The organism is Acetobacterium paludosum (assembly GCF_008086595.1).
In the GTDB taxonomy this organism is placed as follows: domain Bacteria; phylum Bacillota; class Clostridia; order Eubacteriales; family Eubacteriaceae; genus Acetobacterium; species Acetobacterium paludosum.
In genome coordinates this window covers 91,726-109,021 of the sequence record NZ_RXYA01000004.1, presented here as the reverse complement: position 1 = coordinate 109,021, position 17,296 = coordinate 91,726, and the positions used below count along the sequence as shown (strand labels likewise).

The 17,296-nt window shown below is 38.2% G+C and carries 22 protein-coding genes and 1 tRNA gene; 9 read left to right on the top strand and 14 right to left on the bottom strand.

Annotated features, from left to right (window positions below):
- The 13 genes from FZC41_RS05560 to FZC41_RS05500 all read right to left on the bottom strand — a co-directional run bounded on the left by FZC41_RS05560 (nt 1) and on the right by FZC41_RS05500 (nt 8,001).
- The gene (locus FZC41_RS05560) at nt 1-411 is read right to left on the bottom strand and encodes a hypothetical protein (protein ID WP_148566409.1); all 411 of its coding nucleotides are present in this window, start codon (nt 409-411) and stop codon (nt 1-3) included.
- The gene (locus FZC41_RS05555; RefSeq protein WP_186855124.1) at nt 395-862 is read right to left on the bottom strand and encodes a hypothetical protein; all 468 of its coding nucleotides are present in this window, start codon (nt 860-862) and stop codon (nt 395-397) included. The genes FZC41_RS05560 and FZC41_RS05555 overlap by 17 nt, the downstream gene beginning before the upstream one ends.
- Before the next feature lie 277 nt (nt 863-1,139).
- A complete protein-coding gene (locus FZC41_RS17870; RefSeq protein WP_148566408.1) occupies nt 1,140-1,340 on the bottom strand; it encodes a helix-turn-helix domain-containing protein in 201 nt (66 codons plus the stop codon).
- A 33-nt stretch (nt 1,341-1,373) separates the two neighbouring features.
- The gene (locus tag FZC41_RS05545; RefSeq protein WP_148566407.1) at nt 1,374-3,635 is read right to left on the bottom strand and encodes a phage tail protein; all 2,262 of its coding nucleotides are present in this window, start codon (nt 3,633-3,635) and stop codon (nt 1,374-1,376) included.
- Nucleotides 3,636-3,861: 226 nt separating this feature from the next.
- On the bottom strand, nt 3,862-4,125 hold the full coding sequence (locus tag FZC41_RS05540; RefSeq protein ID WP_148566406.1) for a hypothetical protein: 264 nt from the start codon (nt 4,123-4,125) through the stop codon (nt 3,862-3,864).
- 212 nt (nt 4,126-4,337) lie between these two features.
- Nucleotides 4,338-4,781 (bottom strand): hypothetical protein, encoded by a 444-nt coding sequence (locus tag FZC41_RS05535; protein WP_148566405.1) that lies wholly within the window; start codon nt 4,779-4,781, stop codon nt 4,338-4,340.
- Nucleotides 4,771-5,151: a hypothetical protein gene (locus tag FZC41_RS05530; protein WP_186855125.1), complete on the bottom strand. Its 381-nt coding sequence runs from the start codon at nt 5,149-5,151 to the stop codon at nt 4,771-4,773. The genes FZC41_RS05535 and FZC41_RS05530 overlap by 11 nt, the downstream gene beginning before the upstream one ends.
- A gap of 8 nt (nt 5,152-5,159) precedes the next feature.
- Nucleotides 5,160-5,804, bottom strand: a complete 645-nt coding sequence (locus tag FZC41_RS05525; protein ID WP_148566403.1) for a hypothetical protein — start codon at nt 5,802-5,804, stop codon at nt 5,160-5,162.
- A 179-nt stretch (nt 5,805-5,983) separates the two neighbouring features.
- Nucleotides 5,984-6,391: a hypothetical protein gene (locus FZC41_RS05520; protein ID WP_148566402.1), complete on the bottom strand. Its 408-nt coding sequence runs from the start codon at nt 6,389-6,391 to the stop codon at nt 5,984-5,986.
- The gene (locus FZC41_RS05515) at nt 6,330-6,632 is read right to left on the bottom strand and encodes a replicative helicase loader/inhibitor (RefSeq protein ID WP_148566401.1); all 303 of its coding nucleotides are present in this window, start codon (nt 6,630-6,632) and stop codon (nt 6,330-6,332) included. Before FZC41_RS05515 ends, FZC41_RS05520 begins: the two co-directional genes overlap by 62 nt.
- Complete coding sequence (locus FZC41_RS05510) at nt 6,625-7,452, bottom strand: conserved phage C-terminal domain-containing protein (protein ID WP_148566400.1); 828 nt, start codon at nt 7,450-7,452, stop codon at nt 6,625-6,627. The genes FZC41_RS05515 and FZC41_RS05510 overlap by 8 nt, the downstream gene beginning before the upstream one ends.
- Nucleotides 7,453-7,501: 49 nt before the next feature.
- Nucleotides 7,502-7,789: a MerR family transcriptional regulator gene (locus tag FZC41_RS05505; RefSeq protein WP_148566399.1), complete on the bottom strand. Its 288-nt coding sequence runs from the start codon at nt 7,787-7,789 to the stop codon at nt 7,502-7,504.
- Between the two features lie 17 nt (nt 7,790-7,806).
- A complete protein-coding gene (locus FZC41_RS05500) occupies nt 7,807-8,001 on the bottom strand; it encodes a helix-turn-helix transcriptional regulator (RefSeq protein WP_170253863.1) in 195 nt (64 codons plus the stop codon).
- Nucleotides 8,002-8,133: 132 nt separating this feature from the next.
- Here FZC41_RS05500 and FZC41_RS05495 point away from each other — a divergent pair, with 132 nt between their 5' ends.
- Nucleotides 8,134-8,685: a helix-turn-helix domain-containing protein gene (locus FZC41_RS05495; RefSeq protein WP_170253862.1), complete on the top strand. Its 552-nt coding sequence runs from the start codon at nt 8,134-8,136 to the stop codon at nt 8,683-8,685.
- Nucleotides 8,686-8,717: 32 nt separating this feature from the next.
- Nucleotides 8,718-10,103 (top strand): tyrosine-type recombinase/integrase, encoded by a 1,386-nt coding sequence (locus FZC41_RS05490; protein ID WP_148566396.1) that lies wholly within the window; start codon nt 8,718-8,720, stop codon nt 10,101-10,103.
- A gap of 132 nt (nt 10,104-10,235) precedes the next feature.
- Here the strand turns inward: FZC41_RS05490 and FZC41_RS05485 are convergent.
- Nucleotides 10,236-10,311, bottom strand: a tRNA-Ala gene (locus FZC41_RS05485).
- Between the two features lie 325 nt (nt 10,312-10,636).
- Here FZC41_RS05485 and FZC41_RS05480 point away from each other — a divergent pair.
- From FZC41_RS05480 to FZC41_RS05450, 7 genes are all read left to right on the top strand, one after another.
- The gene (locus FZC41_RS05480) at nt 10,637-11,890 is read left to right on the top strand and encodes a sensor histidine kinase (protein ID WP_148566395.1); all 1,254 of its coding nucleotides are present in this window, start codon (nt 10,637-10,639) and stop codon (nt 11,888-11,890) included.
- Nucleotides 11,891-11,892: 2 nt separating this feature from the next.
- Nucleotides 11,893-13,005 (top strand): response regulator transcription factor, encoded by a 1,113-nt coding sequence (locus tag FZC41_RS05475; RefSeq protein WP_148566394.1) that lies wholly within the window; start codon nt 11,893-11,895, stop codon nt 13,003-13,005.
- A 295-nt stretch (nt 13,006-13,300) separates the two neighbouring features.
- Nucleotides 13,301-13,576: a propanediol utilization microcompartment protein PduA gene (gene pduA, locus FZC41_RS05470; protein ID WP_014356948.1), complete on the top strand. Its 276-nt coding sequence runs from the start codon at nt 13,301-13,303 to the stop codon at nt 13,574-13,576.
- A 28-nt stretch (nt 13,577-13,604) separates the two neighbouring features.
- Complete coding sequence (pduB, locus tag FZC41_RS05465) at nt 13,605-14,390, top strand: propanediol utilization microcompartment protein PduB (protein ID WP_148566393.1); 786 nt, start codon at nt 13,605-13,607, stop codon at nt 14,388-14,390.
- 46 nt (nt 14,391-14,436) lie between these two features.
- Entirely contained in the window at nt 14,437-16,098 is a 1,662-nt protein-coding gene (locus FZC41_RS05460; RefSeq protein WP_148566392.1) for a propanediol/glycerol family dehydratase large subunit, read from the top strand.
- Nucleotides 16,099-16,116: 18 nt separating this feature from the next.
- Entirely contained in the window at nt 16,117-16,773 is a 657-nt protein-coding gene (locus FZC41_RS05455) for a propanediol/glycerol family dehydratase medium subunit (protein ID WP_148566391.1), read from the top strand.
- A gap of 15 nt (nt 16,774-16,788) precedes the next feature.
- The gene (locus FZC41_RS05450) at nt 16,789-17,292 is read left to right on the top strand and encodes a diol dehydratase small subunit (RefSeq protein ID WP_148566390.1); all 504 of its coding nucleotides are present in this window, start codon (nt 16,789-16,791) and stop codon (nt 17,290-17,292) included.
- Nucleotides 17,293-17,296: the final 4 nt, after the last annotated feature.

Below are 17,296 nucleotides of genomic sequence, written 5' to 3'. Positions count from 1 at the left end.
TTATGCTATTTCAGGTAAGACGTATTCCAGCAATTCTAACCCTTTTTCATGTAATTCATGGCAATATTTATTTGAATGATTAGTTTTATTGCTAATTTCCGTCCAGCTTAAAAATTCAATATACTTGAGCCACATCACTTGTTCAATGTCATAATTATCAATAGATCTGATCGCTTCCTCCACAATTATTTTTTCTTCTGCAGCTTCTTTGATTTTTGCATTCAATTTTTCGCATATATCCAGATATGTAGCCCTTAAATCCTTGGTATCTAATCTAATTGGCATACCACTCATCACTTTTTTTGCTTCATTCATCCAGCGTTCTAAGTCACATCCTGTAAGTTCAAGATTAAAACAAATCCATTGGTAGTCTTCCAGTCGTTGTTTGATGTCTTTATTTTCCTTTCTCATTTATGCTCTCCTTTTGGTTTTCTGGTTTCTGACTGGCGTTTGCTTTATTAATTTTTGCTGATAGTTCTTTGACATAATCATAACTGTATCCGGTAACATCGGATATTTCTTGTAGTTTTAAGCCGATATAGTCCCTTAAATACCTGACTTTATCGCTTATAGAATCAATCTGCTCAATCTGTTCAAATATTTGCTCTTTTAACCTCTGGAGAATTTCCAGTTCTTTATTACATTCGTTGATATAACTCTGAATCTCCATGATCTCTGGGAGAATATCCTCAAAAGCCCTTGAACCCGATCCATGAATGTGTGAAGCATCATTGCCCATGTAACTGGTTTTAATTCCATCCGGCGCTAAATGCTCCATCAAGTATGATTTACGGTCAATCAAATAGTTTTTTCTCAGTTTCTCAATCTTGATCATGGCGTTAATACTTTTGCCTTTTGACATTTTTTCCCCCTCATGTTAAAATTGATTTACATGGTATTCTATCAGGGCGGAAGCTCCTTTTTTAAATTTCTGCTATTGTAGATTGTCGAAAGATCCGAACCGCATCGGATCTTTTTTAATGTCTGCATTTGGCAATATTTCTCTGCTTTAAAAAGGTGGCCCTTATTGGTGAACTGGTTTGGAGCTCATGAAAAGCGGGTTTTCTCAAAATTTTCCGTCGTCCCAAAGGAGAGGATCCGCAGCATGGACCTCTTTTTTTTATGCATGCTTCTGTATATCACGCGGATTTATCAACTATGCTCATCCCAGAATCAATAAAACTTTGTAGGTCTTGATATTGAACCCTCCAGTTTTTCCCTATTTTCGAAGCTCTCAGGTCGCCATTCTTAATATAATTGTATATGGTCCTGCGTGTCACACTCAATATTGCTTCTACTTCATTGAGCGTATAAATCTTAATTTCTTTTAGCTTATCCATTGTTCGTTTTTCCTTTCATTTATACTCAAATTATCACGTCAATCGTGGATTCCGTAACTGCATTTTTTTTACATACTGTTCCATACATGCATTCCATTCAGGCCCGATGTCTGCAATAAAATCTTTTGAACTAGTCCCGGAAGAGGTGTTTGCATTAATTGTTGTGCTAAAGTTAAATATCTGGGTACCATTCCCAGCTGTAACAGATCCACCAGTTGATTGTGTAGTAAATGGAATACTTGTAGATCTATCTGCATTGGCTAATTTTCCTTCTATTCCAAAACTCATTTGTGTTGTTATTCCAGAAACAGCACTTTTTATTAAGTCCATATTTCCGGTGATACCACTTGCCAAATTCTTTATAAAGTCGCCGCCCCATTGATCATCATGCATAAGAGGCCCCTCATCAGGAACTGAATGATGTAAAAATGAGGAAATCGTATCAGCTACCGCTTTTACAGCATCGCCGACAGCTCCAATTGCTCCCCTGATACCATCAATTAAGCCTTGTACCATATCGCCGCCCCACTGGAGGAATTGTGCAGGAAGATTCTGGATAAACTGGATCGCTCCATCGAATGCACCTATGATCGTTCCTCCAATGCCGCTAAAGGCTGCCCCGATACCATCTACAATACCACCAAACCAATCAACGGCTGCGCCCCATATACCACAAATGCCGTCCCACGCGCCGGAGTAAACTCCAACATAGAAGCCAACAACATCTGCAAATACTGTGCAAATGCCGCTCCAAACCCCTTGGAAGAATCCAACTACGGTGCCCCACGCTGTTTGGATGCCCGCGACAGCGGCTTGAAACGCTCCGTAAATTGCATCACATATCGATATTACTGCTGTTCTGAAACCTTCATTCGTATTCCATAGCCAGACAACACCAGCCACTAAAGCCGCAATGCCTATAATAATTAAAGCTATCGGATTTGCATCCATGGCGGCGTTTAACGCCCATTGTGCGGCTGTCGTGGCGACCAAAGCTATTGCATGTGCTCCATGAGCGATTGTCAATACCCCTACTTTAATAGCCGCTCCGAGTTCTTGCGCATTGTTAATCATTAAGGCTATATTGTGCGATCCTACTAACGCCGTCTGTACTATCCAAGCGATTGCCAATATTCCAAGCGCTTTTTCAACAAATCCGATATTGTCCCGAACAAACCCGAGTATTTGGGTTACATAGTCTAGCACACCCGTGAACCCAACGACTTGATCAGATATGCCGGAAATTCCGTTTCCAAAGCTCGGGAATACCTCGCCTGCTATCTGCCCTAAAATTGTCATCCAGTCTTGAAATTTACTGGAAATTGAAAGAACGACGTCTGTTACCATTTGTTTAATTGCTGGCATATTATCGACGATCACGCTGACAAAACCTTGCATCCCTGGAATTGCCGTACCGCCGATCAATGCCCCAATACTACTGAACTGATTACCAAGTATCGTTAATTGCCCGGCTAATGTGTCCCCAGCTGCTTCGGCTGATCCTCCGTATTCTTTTTGGAGTTCTTGCAAAATAACGCTCTGAGCGCCGGCCATATCACCAGCCGATTGCATGGCCTCCACTTGCGCTTTTTGCTCATCCGTGAAAATTACGCCTTGTTTGCCTAATTTAGTTAGCCCTGCAGTCGGGTCTTCCAACGCTTTACCAACACTTTTTGACGCGCTTGTTAAATCCATTCCTAAAGCCGTCGCCATGTCCTGACTTGACTTAATTGCCGTTGGGAAAACATCACTACCAACGTTTGTAAATGTCAGCATCATGTTTTCTGCTTCTATGGTAGCGCCTTTGGAATATTCCGTGACTTTCCCTTGCGCATCAGCTAAACTTAACAAAGCGTCTTTCGACATTCCGGCTGCGCCACCAGTGGATGCCAAAACAGCGTCCATTTGAGCCAAACGCTGTTGACCTGCAGCTGCGCTTTGAACCATATCTTTGATTCCAATGCCAGCACCAAGAACAGCAGCAACTTTAAGTGCTCCACTTATAATACTGCTAAAATGTTCATTCATGCTGGTGGATACACCTTTTGAACTGTCGCTAGCACCTTTAATAGACGATCCAGCCTTTTTGGCTGCGCTTTCTGTTTCGCTCATACTGCTTTTTAGTTTATCAGCAGCAGTATCAATGGTTTGCCAGTTTTTTATTAGACCATTACCATCTGTTACAACATTCCCAAACGTTGATTTTAACTTACCAGCAGCACTGTCCATGGCTTTAATCCCACTGGTATCGCCTTTAAACCCGATGGTAAAGAATAAACTTCTTAGATCTGCCATATATTAACCCCCTTTTTTGGGCAAAAAAATAACACTCATTTAAAAGTGTTATTTCTGCTTTTATTTATTTATTTCTCTTAATAACTCAATGTAATAATCAAGCGCTGCATTGGCTTCCAGCAGATCATCCATATCCATCTGGCAAGCCTCTGTGAAAGAAATCTTTTCTTCCATTATCAGCCGCCAGAAACCCCAATTTTCTTTCGCTTGTTTTTTATATTCCCTTTTAGACTGTTTCGGCTCTTCTGCATTGAAAGGTGATAGCGGCTTCCATAACCGCTTCCATATCCTCTACTTCCTCGAAATCATCCATCGTAATTTTAGGTGTCACCACGATGTGACTAAGAATTTCATCGTACAGTTTCTCTTCTAATGCCTGACCATTCTTGTCTTTACACCGTTGTCTAATTTTTACCCACTCCCGAGGTGGTACCTTTTGAAATGTGTAATCTACGCCATTGATTGTATCTTTTTTTTGTTCATATGCCATATTAATCTCCTTAAATTTTTTTATGTGAATCACGTATGTTTTCTACCCTAATTGTATCATGTACTATGTCGGTAATAACACACATCAGACACCCATAAGTCCTACATAATCTATACATAATTTATACATTTTACTTATTCGCTTGGTTTAAACTTTGCCCCTCTTCTTTTTATAGGCCTATAAATTAAAAGGCTTGATCCCGAAGAGGTCTGCTACCCACTTTGCACTTTTAGATCTGGTCTTTTATGCAGATCCTCCAGCTCCTCAAACAGGCTGGTATATATTTTTGTCGCTGTTCTTATATCCAAATCAAGTTCATCTGCTATTTTAGTCCAGGACATTTTATCTTTAATTCTCATTTTAACCACTTTATTTTGGCAACCATTTAGTGTATCAAGGAGTTGATCTACGGTGTCAACATCGTTCTGTAAAAGATCTCGTTTCCTCTTCAAGCGTTTAATCTCTATGCTGTCAATATTTTCAATAGCTGTATTTTCGGTACTGCTCCCATTGGTAGGCGAAACCTTTGGGGTTAATGTTAACGCTCTTGTAAATGATGGCCCGGTATCCTCTTCGATCATTTTAATGTCATGACTGATCAGGATGATCTCTTTTTTATTGTCGTAATATCTTTCAAACATGCCTTTAATCTTCATGCTGTCCTCTTTCAAACCCTGCAGCATGTTTGCTACATATCAGGAAGTGTTCTTCTGTTTTAAACAAGTTGTTGCTCATTGTAGCTTGTATTTCGGCCTGCTTTGATCCTTTTTCGTAACAATGTTTACATCCGCAAAGCCCTAATGCTGTTTTTATATTGTTATGGCTGGATATTGTGCTTGATTCTTTTCTAAGTTCTTTTATAATTCGTTTTGTAGCCATATCATATATAGCCGTTAACATTCTGAATTCACGCTTTGTAAGCAGACGGTCAGTCATATCCTGCATTTTATTCAATGCAACTAAATCCTCATATTCAACGCCATTTTTCCCAATTACATAGTTACTGTATTCTGAATTTCCCATCATATACCTCTCTAATTCACTAATTTAATATACCGTGGGGTTTTCTTCGTCACCGGAAAAGATCGGCCATCTTCATCAATCATGAAATTTTGGCCAGTGTCATTTTCATATTTTCTGAAGGTGCCAACCTTTACGCCCTGTTCTTCAAAGAACTGTTCCATTAATCCCTTGCCGGTCTCTATGGCGTGTAATTCGCTGATTGCACTCATACAATGTACCTGGTACATCATGACCGTATGATTCATATAATCCCACAAGAGGGAAGAGGCAGTTTCTTTTATCTGGATCGGTTTATTTAACCCGTGGTCCTGTAATGCTTCCATGGTGGTAAAATAGTCTTTCATTTGGTATCTTGCGCCATCATAGGTTTTATTTATAGGGAAGATGGTTATTAAATCAGCCGGTGTTAATTCACAAACCGTATTTAAAAGCATCTCATTAAAAAGTAGCAAGCCCTCCAGCCGTTCCCGGGTCATATCTTTCAGCTCCACTACTGAAATATATTTCATGGTATAAAAGACAATCTGTTTTGCAGCATCTTTATTTTCCGGCTCCAATTGTTTGGCCTTAATGGCTTTGATCATGCCATTAAGGTAGATGATTTCATAATCTACCACTGGGCGGTCTTTTTTCGTTCCTTCAATGAGTTTTAACATGATTACTCCAATCTATATTTTAAAATATGTTTGTCTGGCATTAATGGCGTATTTACAAAATCACTTAATTCTTTTGACTTTGCATTAAAGTCATCCGGTCATTCAATCTTGGTACTCAAAGCCCCATAATTTTCAATAGGGTAATCTATTATTTTAGCCACGCTTTGCCTCTGTTTCCATTAATCATATTTTACTCGCCCAAACTCATCAAAATTATAAGAAGGTAGTTGAATTACTGGTAGACCTGGATGTGCTAGCCCATTTTCACAAGTACAGGCTCCAACAGCTTCACGTTTATCTCTGTAAACCAATGTGATTATGCCTGTGCCCCGACACTTTTCGCATTCAACTCTTTCAAATTCAGGTATCGGTTCATAAATTGAGCGTGCAATCTTTAATATATCACCTGGCTTTGGGTCATGGTTTTCATTGTTTTTAAGATATTGATAATATGCCTTAAATGCCTTTTCATAACTAATATCACACAGTAATTCCTGCCAAGTTTCAACAGCTGCTTCACTTGTGCTAATGCGTTGGTAAATTCCCTTGACTTTTTCCAAGAAGCTCGTTGTTTCGATTATGGTCAATTAAGACGCCCCCTTCACTTTTGAAAATCAAACGTTCAACTTTTGCTCTTTCGATTATATCTGCAGGTGTGGGCGGAAATTTAGATTCTCGTAATGTTTTTATTAAGGCTTTTGACGCAAACTGGTATTCGATATCTATCAGCAGCTCATACCAGACATCTTTTTTTAATTCATTAACATCGAAATTCTGATAAACTGCCGCAATGGTAGTTAGTATTTTTGTGGTTTCTTCTTTAGTCAAAGATCGAACCTCCTTGCTCTTTTACTTTTACTTCTTCGTCATGCAACATTGATAATGCATTTTGCAGGTTTTTTGGTAGGCTGCTATATTTATCCGGTGGCTTTTGATTTAAGTACGACTCGAACTTATTCCCAAACAAAGTAGATGGTCTAAGCCAGACGGATGTTTTCGGGTCGCCACTCCATTCAGCATATTTAATATCTATAACCTGCTTAAAATCATCAACCGTATATTTTTCCTTGAGCCTTGCTTTAATTACGTCTTGCGTGGCCTTGGTGGTTGATTTATAGTTAGTTCCTAAAGTTTGGTTTAGGTATTCAATAATTTCTTGTGATTCAGACGAAATAACCGTTTGTTTTTTATTCTCATTATTAGCATTATTTACATGGTTCTCATTATTCTCTTTATTGTTTGTATGCTCGCGCACTTCTTTTGCACTTTCAGCGCACTTCTCATCCACTTCTTGCGCACTTCTTTTGCACTTTTCTAAATCCTGATAACACTTGTAATTAACTACTGTTAGAGTGCTTTTTTTTGAGTCTGTTTTTTTTATTATCATTCCATCTTTTTCTAAGACGCTTAAAAAATTTCTAACTTTTGTGTTTGACCACTTCCACTTTTCCATAAGCTTTTTTTCGGATGTTATAAAACTTCCTGCCTCGACCAAAACAAGTTCATTCCCTAGCAAGAATTTATTTTCTTTAAAGTTTGCCATCAATAAAATATCAATCCACGCGCTTCTTTTATCAAATGGTTCGTCTTTCCATATCCAATTATCTTGTATGCTCCGGTGCAAGCTTATCCACCCTTGCTTAGCCAATTAATCACCTTCTTTTGCAATTAGAATTGTTATATTTATCTAAACTGAATTATTTGATCAAGCCTATGTTTCGTTTATAGGTTTCCATTCGGTCAATACCGATATGGGTAACGGTGACCGGGGCCTCTTCTTCTGGTTCTGCATCTGGGAGGGGATCAAGCAAATAGGCCAGTAAATCATCAAAATTAATCAGATGTTTGCGACCTGCTTTGACACTCTTAATTTTGCCATCCAATACCAACCGTCTAATAGCACATTGAGTTAACCCGGTGTGTTCGTCCAGGGCTTTTAATTCTGCTGAAGCTTCAGGGACACTACGCATACGTGGGATATTCATTTGTTTTTCCTCGCTTTCTAATCTTCTATGAGATCTTTGACTTCTACATCAAGAGCTTTTGCAATCTTAATAGCAATTTCTGGTTTGCATGATTTACCATTGTTTATGTAAGATAGCGTTGTCCTTGAAACGTTAGATATTTTCGCTAATGCTATAAAATTTAAAGACTTTTCACCCATTACCAAGCCTAATCTGGTTTTGTTTATTTTCATAATTTGCCTCCTAGCTATATTCGCTATGAATATTATAACATTCATAGCGAATATGTCAACATTCTTATTGAATATTATTGAAATATGTTCTATAATAATTATATTCAAATTGAATACGGATGGAGAACTAAAATGAGCGTTGGTGAAACATTAAAGAAATATAGAAAAAAATGTGGTTTTAATGCAAAAGAGTTTGCAAAGAAGATGGGTATTCCTTATTCAACCTATTCTAATTATGAAAATGACAATAGAAAACCAAGTTTTGAGACTTTAGCAAAATTATGTGGAGTATTTAAAATTACTGTGGATGATTTTTTAATGGAGTCGTCTTTTAATAGCGACACTTTGATTAATGAGCGCGAAGGTCTAGGGCTAGATAGTAGAGCATTTGCAGAAAAGACCGGTATTTTATATGAACGATATTTGCAGATTGAAGAGTGTATTGCTGAACCAACAGAAGTTGAAAAGCTTAAGATCGCACATGTTTTTGAAAATGAAGGTCGCTCAACAATAACAAGGCAAGTGTTAAAAGATTTGGCAACTATGGTTAAGGAAAACACTCCTTCTACTCCAGAAAGCAAAGAATTATTCAATAAATTTAATCAATTAACTGATGCTGATAAAGCTAAAGCGCTGGAATTTATTGATTTATTGCTTAAGGTTCAAGAATGTAATAAATCCTGATGAATATAACTAAATAAAAGGAGGAATAACCCATGGCCAACATACAACAAAGAGGAAATACTTATAAAATAACTGCTTATAGTGGTTATGATACCGCTGGCAAACAAATCAGGCATACAATGACCTATAAGCCATCTGAAGACTTAAGCCCGGCTAAATTAAAAAAAGAGTTGGATAAAGTCGCCCTGGACTTTGAAGAAAAATGTAATCTGGGTTATGTAATGGATAGCAATATTAAGCTTATTGATTTTATCGAGATCTGGTTTAAGAACTATGTAGGAAATAAGAACCTCTCCCCGGTGACTGTAAGAGGCTATCAGAATGAATCGATTAAAATAATTGAAGATCTGGGTAATATCAAAATGGGGAAGATCACAGCAAAACACATTCAGGATTTTTATGCAAAGGTCAAAGGTAGTACCGGTGTAAGAGGTGGGGAAAAATTCAAAGTTACACCCGAATATCTGGAAGCCGTGGATAAAATCAAGCAAAAGGATCTATCTGATAAAGCCGGTATTAATGATGATGCTCTCAGACGTTTGAAAAAGGGTGGCAATACAACCTATGAAATAGCCTGTAAGGTGGCTGATGCCATTGGAAAAGATTTTGATACCCTCTTCCTGTCAACCAACCCACAAAGGGAAGTGTCAAATGAAACGGTGCTGCATTACCACAAATTATTGAATAATATCATGAATACGGCGGTCAAATGGGGTGTTATTCCTTTTAATCCCATTGAAAAGCGTGTAGAGCTTCCAAAGTCTGACCGTAAAGAACCGGCCTATATGGATGATAAGGAAGCCCTGGAGTTTCTGGAGCTACTGGAAGAGGAACCCATAAAATATAAGTTGGCTCTAAACCTTCTGATATTCAGCGGTTTAAGGCGTGGAGAGATCGGGGGCCTGAAATGGCCGGATATTAATTTTGATGATAAGATTATCACGGTGAAGAGGGCATTAAAATATATACCCGGTGTGGGACTGTTTGAAGGGGAGCCCAAAACCTTTAAATCTAAAAGAAGTATTAAGCTGCCTGATTTCATCTTTGATCTATTTAAGGCCTATAGGGTATGGCAATTAGAAGAACGCATAAAGGTAGGGGATCGGTGGATTGATCATGATTATATCTTTACCAGGTGGAACGGGGAACCCATGAGTTTGGATACCATTGGTGGTTTTCTTAAGAAATTCACAGATAAACATGGATTAAAGCCGGTACATCTGCACTCACTCCGGCACACCAACGCATCCATATTAATTGCAAGCGGTGTGGATCTAAAAACAGTATCAACCAGATTAGGACACTCTAATTTATCTACTACTGGGAATATATATGCTCATGTTATTAACTCAGCTGATGCAAAAGCCAGCGACGCGCTGGATAATATTCTTGTTATTTCATCCCGTAAAGCTCAATAACTTTTGTTATCGGGCTTTAATTTTTCTCAAAATAAACACCAAATAAACACCAGACTAGGGGTTTTATGACCTCTTCCAGAACTAAGACAATAAAAAAAGAGAACCTCGACGGCTCTCTTATGCAATTCTTATTGGTGGAGATGAGGGGACTCGAACCCCTGGCCTTCTGACTGCCAGTCAGACGCGATCCCAACTTCGCCACACCCCCACAAGGTACTATCTTCAAGACACTTTTATAGTATAAGTGAGGTCTCTTTTATTTGCAAGTGTTTTTTGATAAATATGAATTCTTTTGACGAATTGATGGAGAAAAAAGGATTGGCTTATGAAAACGATGTCGGGTCAAGAAAATATCTGTTTCAGTTAAGATAGCATTAATTTCAAAAAAGCTAAACAATATAATGCTACTCGGAAGCAAAATATTCTAAAATTCTAAAAAACATGCCAAAAATTTCTTGCATGTGTTATAATATTATACATTAGAAACCGTTTTGCATTAGAATTATGGGATTATTGTTTAAAGGGGTTGTTTTATGAGAGTCTTATTAAAGATCACTGACATTATTGACGTAGAAGTCTTGCAAAAGATACAGGATTCATTCTCTGACGCGACGGGACTTGCCGCAGTTACCGTTGACTACAAGGGCAATCCAATTACAAAGTATAGCAATTTTTCGGAATTCTGTAATTGTGTCAGAAAAGATAGTGACAATCGAGATTGTTGCTATCATTCGGATGCCCATGGCGGCATCGAATCAGCGCGATCGGGAAAACCATCAATTTATCTTTGTCATGGCGGTCTGGTTGATGTAGCCGTTCCAATCATGGTAAAAGGTAATTATCTCGGAGCGATCATGGCTGGCCAGGTGAAAATTGATGAAGAAGAAATGAAACGCCTGCCTTTAGGTACCGGCCATGAATTGACGGATTTTTCCGAACACCCTGAAATTACTGAACTGTATGAGAGAGCATTAACGACAACATTGACACAGGTAAAATCAGCGGCCGATCTCCTTTATACCATCGCAAACTATCTGGTGGAAAAACAGATGATCCATATCATTCAAGAAGAACTGCACAATAAAAATATTGAATTAATGGAAGAAGTTAAACTGCGAAGTGAAGTTGAGGCATCCTTAAAAGAAGCGGATCTGAAAGCTCTTCAGGCGCAGATCAATCCGCATTTTCTTTTCAATGTTTTAAACACGATCGGTCGTTTAGCACTTCTCGAGGGAGCTGAAAAAACCCAGGATATGATTTATGCTTTTTCAGATATGATGCGGTATACGCTGAAAAAGGAAAAGAACAATGTGGTGTCACTAAAAGAAGAAATAGAACATGCTCAGAATTATTTATCCATTCAGAAAATGCGCTTAGGTAATAGATTGAATTATTCAGTCCAAATAGATGAGATGACAGAAGATATTTTGTGCCCGTTTATGACAATTCAGCCATTTGTGGAAAATGCAATTATCCACGCCATCGAGCCTAATGCTAAAGGTGGATCAGTTAAGATAACGGCAGAGATTCAAAAAGAAGGTGCTATTTTAAAAGTTGTCGATGATGGGAAGGGAATTCCCAAAGATCGAATCCAAAAAATATTAGATGGAACATACGAAGCGGACGGACGGGAAAAAAACACTGGAATTGGTATTAACAATGCCAACAAACGGCTCATGTATTACTATGGTGTAGATTACGGGGTTGAAATAAAAAGCGAGTTAGAAAAAGGTACCGAAATCACCATTAAAATACCCCGTAAATCTCTAGTAGGGAGGGGATTATAAAAATGTATAAACTGTTTATAGTTGAAGATGAACATTTGGAGATAGAAGCGATTAAACTTATTATTAATCAACACAGTGATAATATTGAAGTTATCGGTGAAGCATACTCAGGGTTAGTAGCCATAGAGGAAATTCGTCGTTTGAATCCAGATATTATTCTTTTGGATATTAATATTCCTGAAATTAATGGCATTGATGTTTTGAAAATGATCAAAAAAGAAGATCATGAAAAGAAAGTTATTCTGATTACCGCATTTAATGAATTTGACTTTGATCATCAGGCTATTAAAGCACGTGTGGATGATTTTCTTCTAAAACCCATTCGGCCGCAACAACTAATGGATTCAATCAATCAGAGCATCGCATCATTAAAAAATAATGCGAAAGAGCGATTCGATGAAAAGATGAATGAAGTTATTTTTGCAGTTATTCAAAAAAAATACAGTGATGCAAGAAATGCCCTAATCAATTATCTGGATATGATTTATGATTATTACACTTACGATATCATATCCGTTCAAGTCGAGATTCGACATTTCATGGAAGAACTTAATATTGTGACTAAGGATATGTGCGGTTATGAACTGACAAGTCCGCTATGTTCCAATAACAATATGCAAGTTATTAACGGATTTAAAAATCGTTATGATTTAAAGATAGAAATCATGAAAACAATTGATAAAGTATTTGATAAGATGCTGGACAACAAGGAAACAAGAAAAAATAATATTGAAGATATTCTAAACTATATTGACCGGAACTGTTACAAAGACATTTCTTTGGATCAAGTGGGTGAATATGCAAATATGAGCTCCTATTATCTAAGTAAAATTTTCAAAAAAGAAACCGGGGTAAACTTTGTGACCTATCTCACTGAGCGGAAAATTGAAATAGCTAAGGATATGCTGGCCAATACAGACGTCCCAATTATTAACATTGCCTTGGATCTTTCGTATCATGAACCAAATTATTTTAGCAAGGTGTTTAAAAAGAGCACTGGCATGACGCCAACTGAGTATCGAAAGGAACGCAGAGGTGAGCTTTTGGAAGAAAACAACCTGGGAAACATTTCAAAAGATGAAAATTATTTAGAAAAGCAACGAGTAGTTTCCTAAATTGAACTGCAAATTAATAAGTTGAAAATACAGAACAGGAAAGCCTTAGGGTAGACCTGTTCTTTTTTTTCCCTGCAAAAAGAAAGTAGCTGCAATAAAGTGCAAGTGATAGACAAAATATTCCACTCACTTTTTAACAAAGATAATAAAAAGAGGTATATTTTGAGGTTTTCAAGCTAATTAAAAGAAAGGATCAATAATTTTATAAGAATAGCACAAGTAATTATCATAGACTTTGCATTAAAATATAGGTAGTTTCAGAAACAAAATCTTGAAATTAAGGAGGATGAAGCTTATGACAAACGAAGCTTTAGGGATGATTGAAACCAAAGGTTTAGTTGCTGCAATTGAAGCAGCAGATGCTATGGTAAAATCAGCCAATGTATCATTAATGGGCTACGAAAAAATCGGTTCAGGATTAGTAACCGTTATGGTTCGTGGAGATGTTGGAGCTGTTAAAGCAGCTGTTGATGCAGGTGCTGCTGCAGCTGATAAAGTTGGACAAGTTGTTTCAGTACACGTAATCCCAAGACCACATGGTGATGTGGAGAAAATTTTACCAAGTCTATAAAATTTTATAATTACGGAGGTGTAAATTAATGAAAGATGATTTAATGAACAAATTGATGGAAGAAGTTATGAAGAAAATGGATGAGGTTGAAGAAACAGGCACGGTTGCTGCTGCAACAGGTACTTGTGGATTGACTGAATTCATTGGAACGGCAGTTGGAAACACGATTGGTTTTGTAATTGCAAACGTAGACAAAGGTTTACATGAAGCAATGAAAATTGATCCTAAATACAGATCTATTGGTATCCTCTCCGCTAGAACTGGTGCTGGTCCTCAAGTATTCGCTGCTGATGAAGCTGTAAAAGCTACTAATTCAGAAATCGTTTCTGTAGAATTTGCAAGAGATACTGAAGGCGGCGCAGGTCATGGCTCTTTAATTATCTTTGGCGCTGAAGATGTATCTGATGCTAAACGAGCTGTTGAAGTCGCATTAAATGATTTAAACAGAACCTTCGGTGATGTATATGGTAACGCTGCTGGTCATTTGGAATTCCAATATACAGCAAGAGCAAGCTTTGCTTGTAACTACGTATTCGCTGCTCCTATCGGAAGAGCTTTTGGTATCATCGTTGGTGCTCCAGCCGGTATTGGCGTTTTAATGTCTGATGCTGCTTTAAAAGCTGCAAATGTAGATCTTGTTGGTTATGCTTCACCAGATAACGGCGGAACAAAATTCTCAAACGAGTCAATGATCTTCATTACAGGCGATGCTGGTGCAGTTCGTCAAGCAATCTATGCTGCTAGAGAAGTTGGAAAACAAGCTTTAGAAGCTCTTGGCGGTCCATGCCCATCAACTACAACTCCTTATATTTAAGTAGCTGTTTGTAAGTTTTCTATAGAAAGAAGGAGGAATGAAGACAATGAAGTCAAAAAGATTTGAAGCTTTAGCAGCTCGTCCAGTTAAAAAGGACGGTTTCGTTAAAGAATGGCCAGAGGTTGGTTTAATCGCTATGAATAATCCTGGAGATCCTACTCCAAGCTTATGCATTGAAAATGGTGTTATCGTAGAAATGGATGGTAAAAAACGAGCAGAATTTGATATGCTTGATACTTTTATCGCTAACTTCGGTATCCGCAAAGAAAAAGCAGCAGAATATATGGCAATGGATTCTTTGAAAATTGCCAATATGCTTGTTGATATAAATGTTCCAAGAGCAATATGTGTTGATATTACCACCTCAATTACACCTGCTAAAATAACAGAAGTACTTGGACTTATGACAGTATTAGAAATGATGATGGCTCAAAGTAAAATGAGAGCGCGTTTAATGCCTTCTAACCAATGTCATGTTACCAACGTAAAAGATAATATGGTTCAAATCGCTGCTGATGCTGCTGAAGCTGCTATCCGTGGATTTGATGAAATGGAAACAACCGTAGGAATCGCTCGCTATGCACCATTCAATGCTTTAGCTATTATGGTCGGTGCAAATGTTGGACGCCCAGGTATCTTAACACAATGTGCCGTTGAAGAAGCGACTGAACTTGATCTGGGTATGAGAGGCTACACCGCTTATGCTGAAACTATTTCTGTATATGGTACAGAAGCAGTTTTCATGGATGGTGATGATACTCCTTACTCAAAAGCTTTCTTAGCATCATGCTACGCTTCTCGTGGCTTGAAAATGCGTTTTACATCTGGTTCTGGATCAGAAGTACAAATGGGTTATGCCGAAGGGAAATCAATGCTTTATCTGGAAGCAAGATGTTTATATATTACTAAAGGTGCCGGCGTGCAAGGCAGCCAAAACGGTTCTGTTTCTTGTATCGGTGTTCCAGCAGGGGTTCCAGGTGGTATTCGTGAAGTATTAGCTGAAAACTTATTAGCTGCATGTTTAGATTTAGAATGTGCTTCTTCTAATGACCAGACTTTTACACACTCTGACTTAAGACGAGTTGCTCGTTCATTAATGCAGATGGTACCAGGAACTGATTATATCTGTTCTGGTTACAGCTCAACTCCAAACTATGATAATATGTTTGCCGGTTCTAACTGGGATGCAGAAGATTATGATGATTGGAATGTCATTCAACGTGACTTAAAAATCGATGGTGGTTTGCAACCTGCTGATGAAGAAACTGTTGTTGCTGCTCGTGCTAAAGGTGCCCGTGCAATGCAGATAATCTTCAAAGAATTAGGCTTGACAGAAATCACTGATGCAGAAGTAGAAGCTGCAACTTATGCAAATGGTTCAAAAGATATGCCTGACCGTGATGTCGTAGCTGATTTAAAATCGGTAGAAGATTTATATGGCCGCGGCGCTACAGCAGTTGACTTTATTAAAGCTTTGGAACGTGGCGGCATGCATGATGTTGCTGAATCGATCTTTAATATCCAGTTGCAAAAAGTTGCTGGTGACTACCTACACACCGCTTCAAAATTAAGTTCTTCATGGGAATGTATTTCTGCTGTTAACTATCCAAACGATTATCATGGAGTAAAAACTGGTTATGTTATCAGTGATGAAAGATGGGCACAAATCCAGGATATTCCATGGGCTATTGACCCAGCAAGCATTTAAGGAAAGGGGTGTAAAAAAATGGCTATAAATGAACAAATGTTAAAAAGCATTATTGAAGATGTATTAAAAGAAATGACTGGCGCCGCTCCAGCCGCAAGTGCTCCTTCTAAAGTTGCCGCTGCTGCAGGTTCTGTTAAGCTTACTCCAATTGGAGATGCAAAACAAGGCGTTGCATCCGATGAAGTTATCATTGCTGTGGCTCCTGCTTTTGCAGAATACCAACATGAAACAATCGTCGGTATACCACATGACAAAGTTCTTAAAGAACTGATCGCCGGTATTGAAGAAGAAGGTCTTAAAGCTCGTGTGATTAAGGTTTATAGAAGTTCTGATGTTGCCGTATGTGCTCATACCGCTGCAAAATTAAGTGGATCAGGAATTGGTATTGGCATCCAGTCAAAAGGAACGACTGTCATTCATCAGAAAGATCTTCCGCAATTAAGTAACTTGGAATTATTTTCTCAAGCACCATTGATCGATTTAGAAACATTCCGAGCAATTGGGAAAAATGCTGCTAAATATGCTAAAGGTGAAAGTCCAGCGCCAGTTCCGGTTAAAAATGACCAGATGGCTCGTCCAGCCTATCAAGCTAAAGCAGCATTGTTGCATATTAAAGAAACAGAACATGTTGTAGAAGGCAAAAAGCCTGTCGAACAACAAGTTTCATTCGTATAAGTGGAGGTGACCAGAATGACACAAGAACAAATGTTGGAACAAATTGTTAAACAAGTTATGAGTTCTATGGGTACCGCTGCAGCTCCCGCTACATGTGCTACAGGAACTGTTACCAAGGAAGATTACCCAATCGGAGATAAAAGACCAGAATTGATCCACTCTGCAAGCGGTAAAGGATTCAAGGAGCTTACATTAGATAAATTATTATCTGGCGATTTAAAAGCAGAAGATTTAAGAATCAGCCCTGAAACCCTTGAATTGCAAGCACAGGTTGCTGAATCAGTAAAACGTGGCGCATTCGCATTGAATTTAAGAAGAGCTGCTGAACTGATCGCTGTTCCTGATGCTCGTTTGCTGGAAATCTATAATGCAATGAGACCTTACAAATCTACTAAAGAAGAATTGCTTGCTATTGCTGCTGAACTAAAAGATCAGTACAAAGCACCTATTTCTGCATCTTTAGTAGCTGAAGCAGCAGAAGTATATTATGCAAGAAAGAGATCAAAAGAATTCTATTAAGATT

What these genes read in the sequence shown, in the direction of transcription:
- FZC41_RS05560 (WP_148566409.1), bottom strand. Translation starts at nt 411, where the DNA reads ATGAGAAAGGAAAATAAAGACATCAAACAACGACTGGAAGACTACCAA.
- FZC41_RS05555 (WP_186855124.1), bottom strand. Translation starts at nt 862, where the DNA reads ATGTCAAAAGGCAAAAGTATTAACGCCATGATCAAGATTGAGAAACTG.
- FZC41_RS17870 (WP_148566408.1), bottom strand. Translation starts at nt 1,340, where the DNA reads ATGGATAAGCTAAAAGAAATTAAGATTTATACGCTCAATGAAGTAGAA.
- FZC41_RS05545 (WP_148566407.1), bottom strand. Translation starts at nt 3,635, where the DNA reads ATGGCAGATCTAAGAAGTTTATTCTTTACCATCGGGTTTAAAGGCGAT.
- FZC41_RS05540 (WP_148566406.1), bottom strand. Translation starts at nt 4,125, where the DNA reads ATGGCATATGAACAAAAAAAAGATACAATCAATGGCGTAGATTACACA.
- FZC41_RS05535 (WP_148566405.1), bottom strand. Translation starts at nt 4,781, where the DNA reads ATGAAGATTAAAGGCATGTTTGAAAGATATTACGACAATAAAAAAGAG.
- FZC41_RS05530 (WP_186855125.1), bottom strand. Translation starts at nt 5,151, where the DNA reads ATGATGGGAAATTCAGAATACAGTAACTATGTAATTGGGAAAAATGGC.
- FZC41_RS05525 (WP_148566403.1), bottom strand. Translation starts at nt 5,804, where the DNA reads ATGTTAAAACTCATTGAAGGAACGAAAAAAGACCGCCCAGTGGTAGAT.
- FZC41_RS05505 (WP_148566399.1), bottom strand. Translation starts at nt 7,789, where the DNA reads ATGAATATCCCACGTATGCGTAGTGTCCCTGAAGCTTCAGCAGAATTA.
- FZC41_RS05500 (WP_170253863.1), bottom strand. Translation starts at nt 8,001, where the DNA reads ATGAAAATAAACAAAACCAGATTAGGCTTGGTAATGGGTGAAAAGTCT.
- FZC41_RS05495 (WP_170253862.1), top strand. Translation starts at nt 8,134, where the DNA reads ATGAGCGTTGGTGAAACATTAAAGAAATATAGAAAAAAATGTGGTTTT.
- FZC41_RS05490 (WP_148566396.1), top strand. Translation starts at nt 8,718, where the DNA reads ATGGCCAACATACAACAAAGAGGAAATACTTATAAAATAACTGCTTAT.
- FZC41_RS05480 (WP_148566395.1), top strand. Translation starts at nt 10,637, where the DNA reads ATGAGAGTCTTATTAAAGATCACTGACATTATTGACGTAGAAGTCTTG.
- FZC41_RS05475 (WP_148566394.1), top strand. Translation starts at nt 11,893, where the DNA reads ATGTATAAACTGTTTATAGTTGAAGATGAACATTTGGAGATAGAAGCG.
- pduA (WP_014356948.1), top strand. Translation starts at nt 13,301, where the DNA reads ATGACAAACGAAGCTTTAGGGATGATTGAAACCAAAGGTTTAGTTGCT.
- pduB (WP_148566393.1), top strand. Translation starts at nt 13,605, where the DNA reads ATGAAAGATGATTTAATGAACAAATTGATGGAAGAAGTTATGAAGAAA.
- FZC41_RS05460 (WP_148566392.1), top strand. Translation starts at nt 14,437, where the DNA reads ATGAAGTCAAAAAGATTTGAAGCTTTAGCAGCTCGTCCAGTTAAAAAG.
- FZC41_RS05455 (WP_148566391.1), top strand. Translation starts at nt 16,117, where the DNA reads ATGGCTATAAATGAACAAATGTTAAAAAGCATTATTGAAGATGTATTA.
- FZC41_RS05450 (WP_148566390.1), top strand. Translation starts at nt 16,789, where the DNA reads ATGACACAAGAACAAATGTTGGAACAAATTGTTAAACAAGTTATGAGT.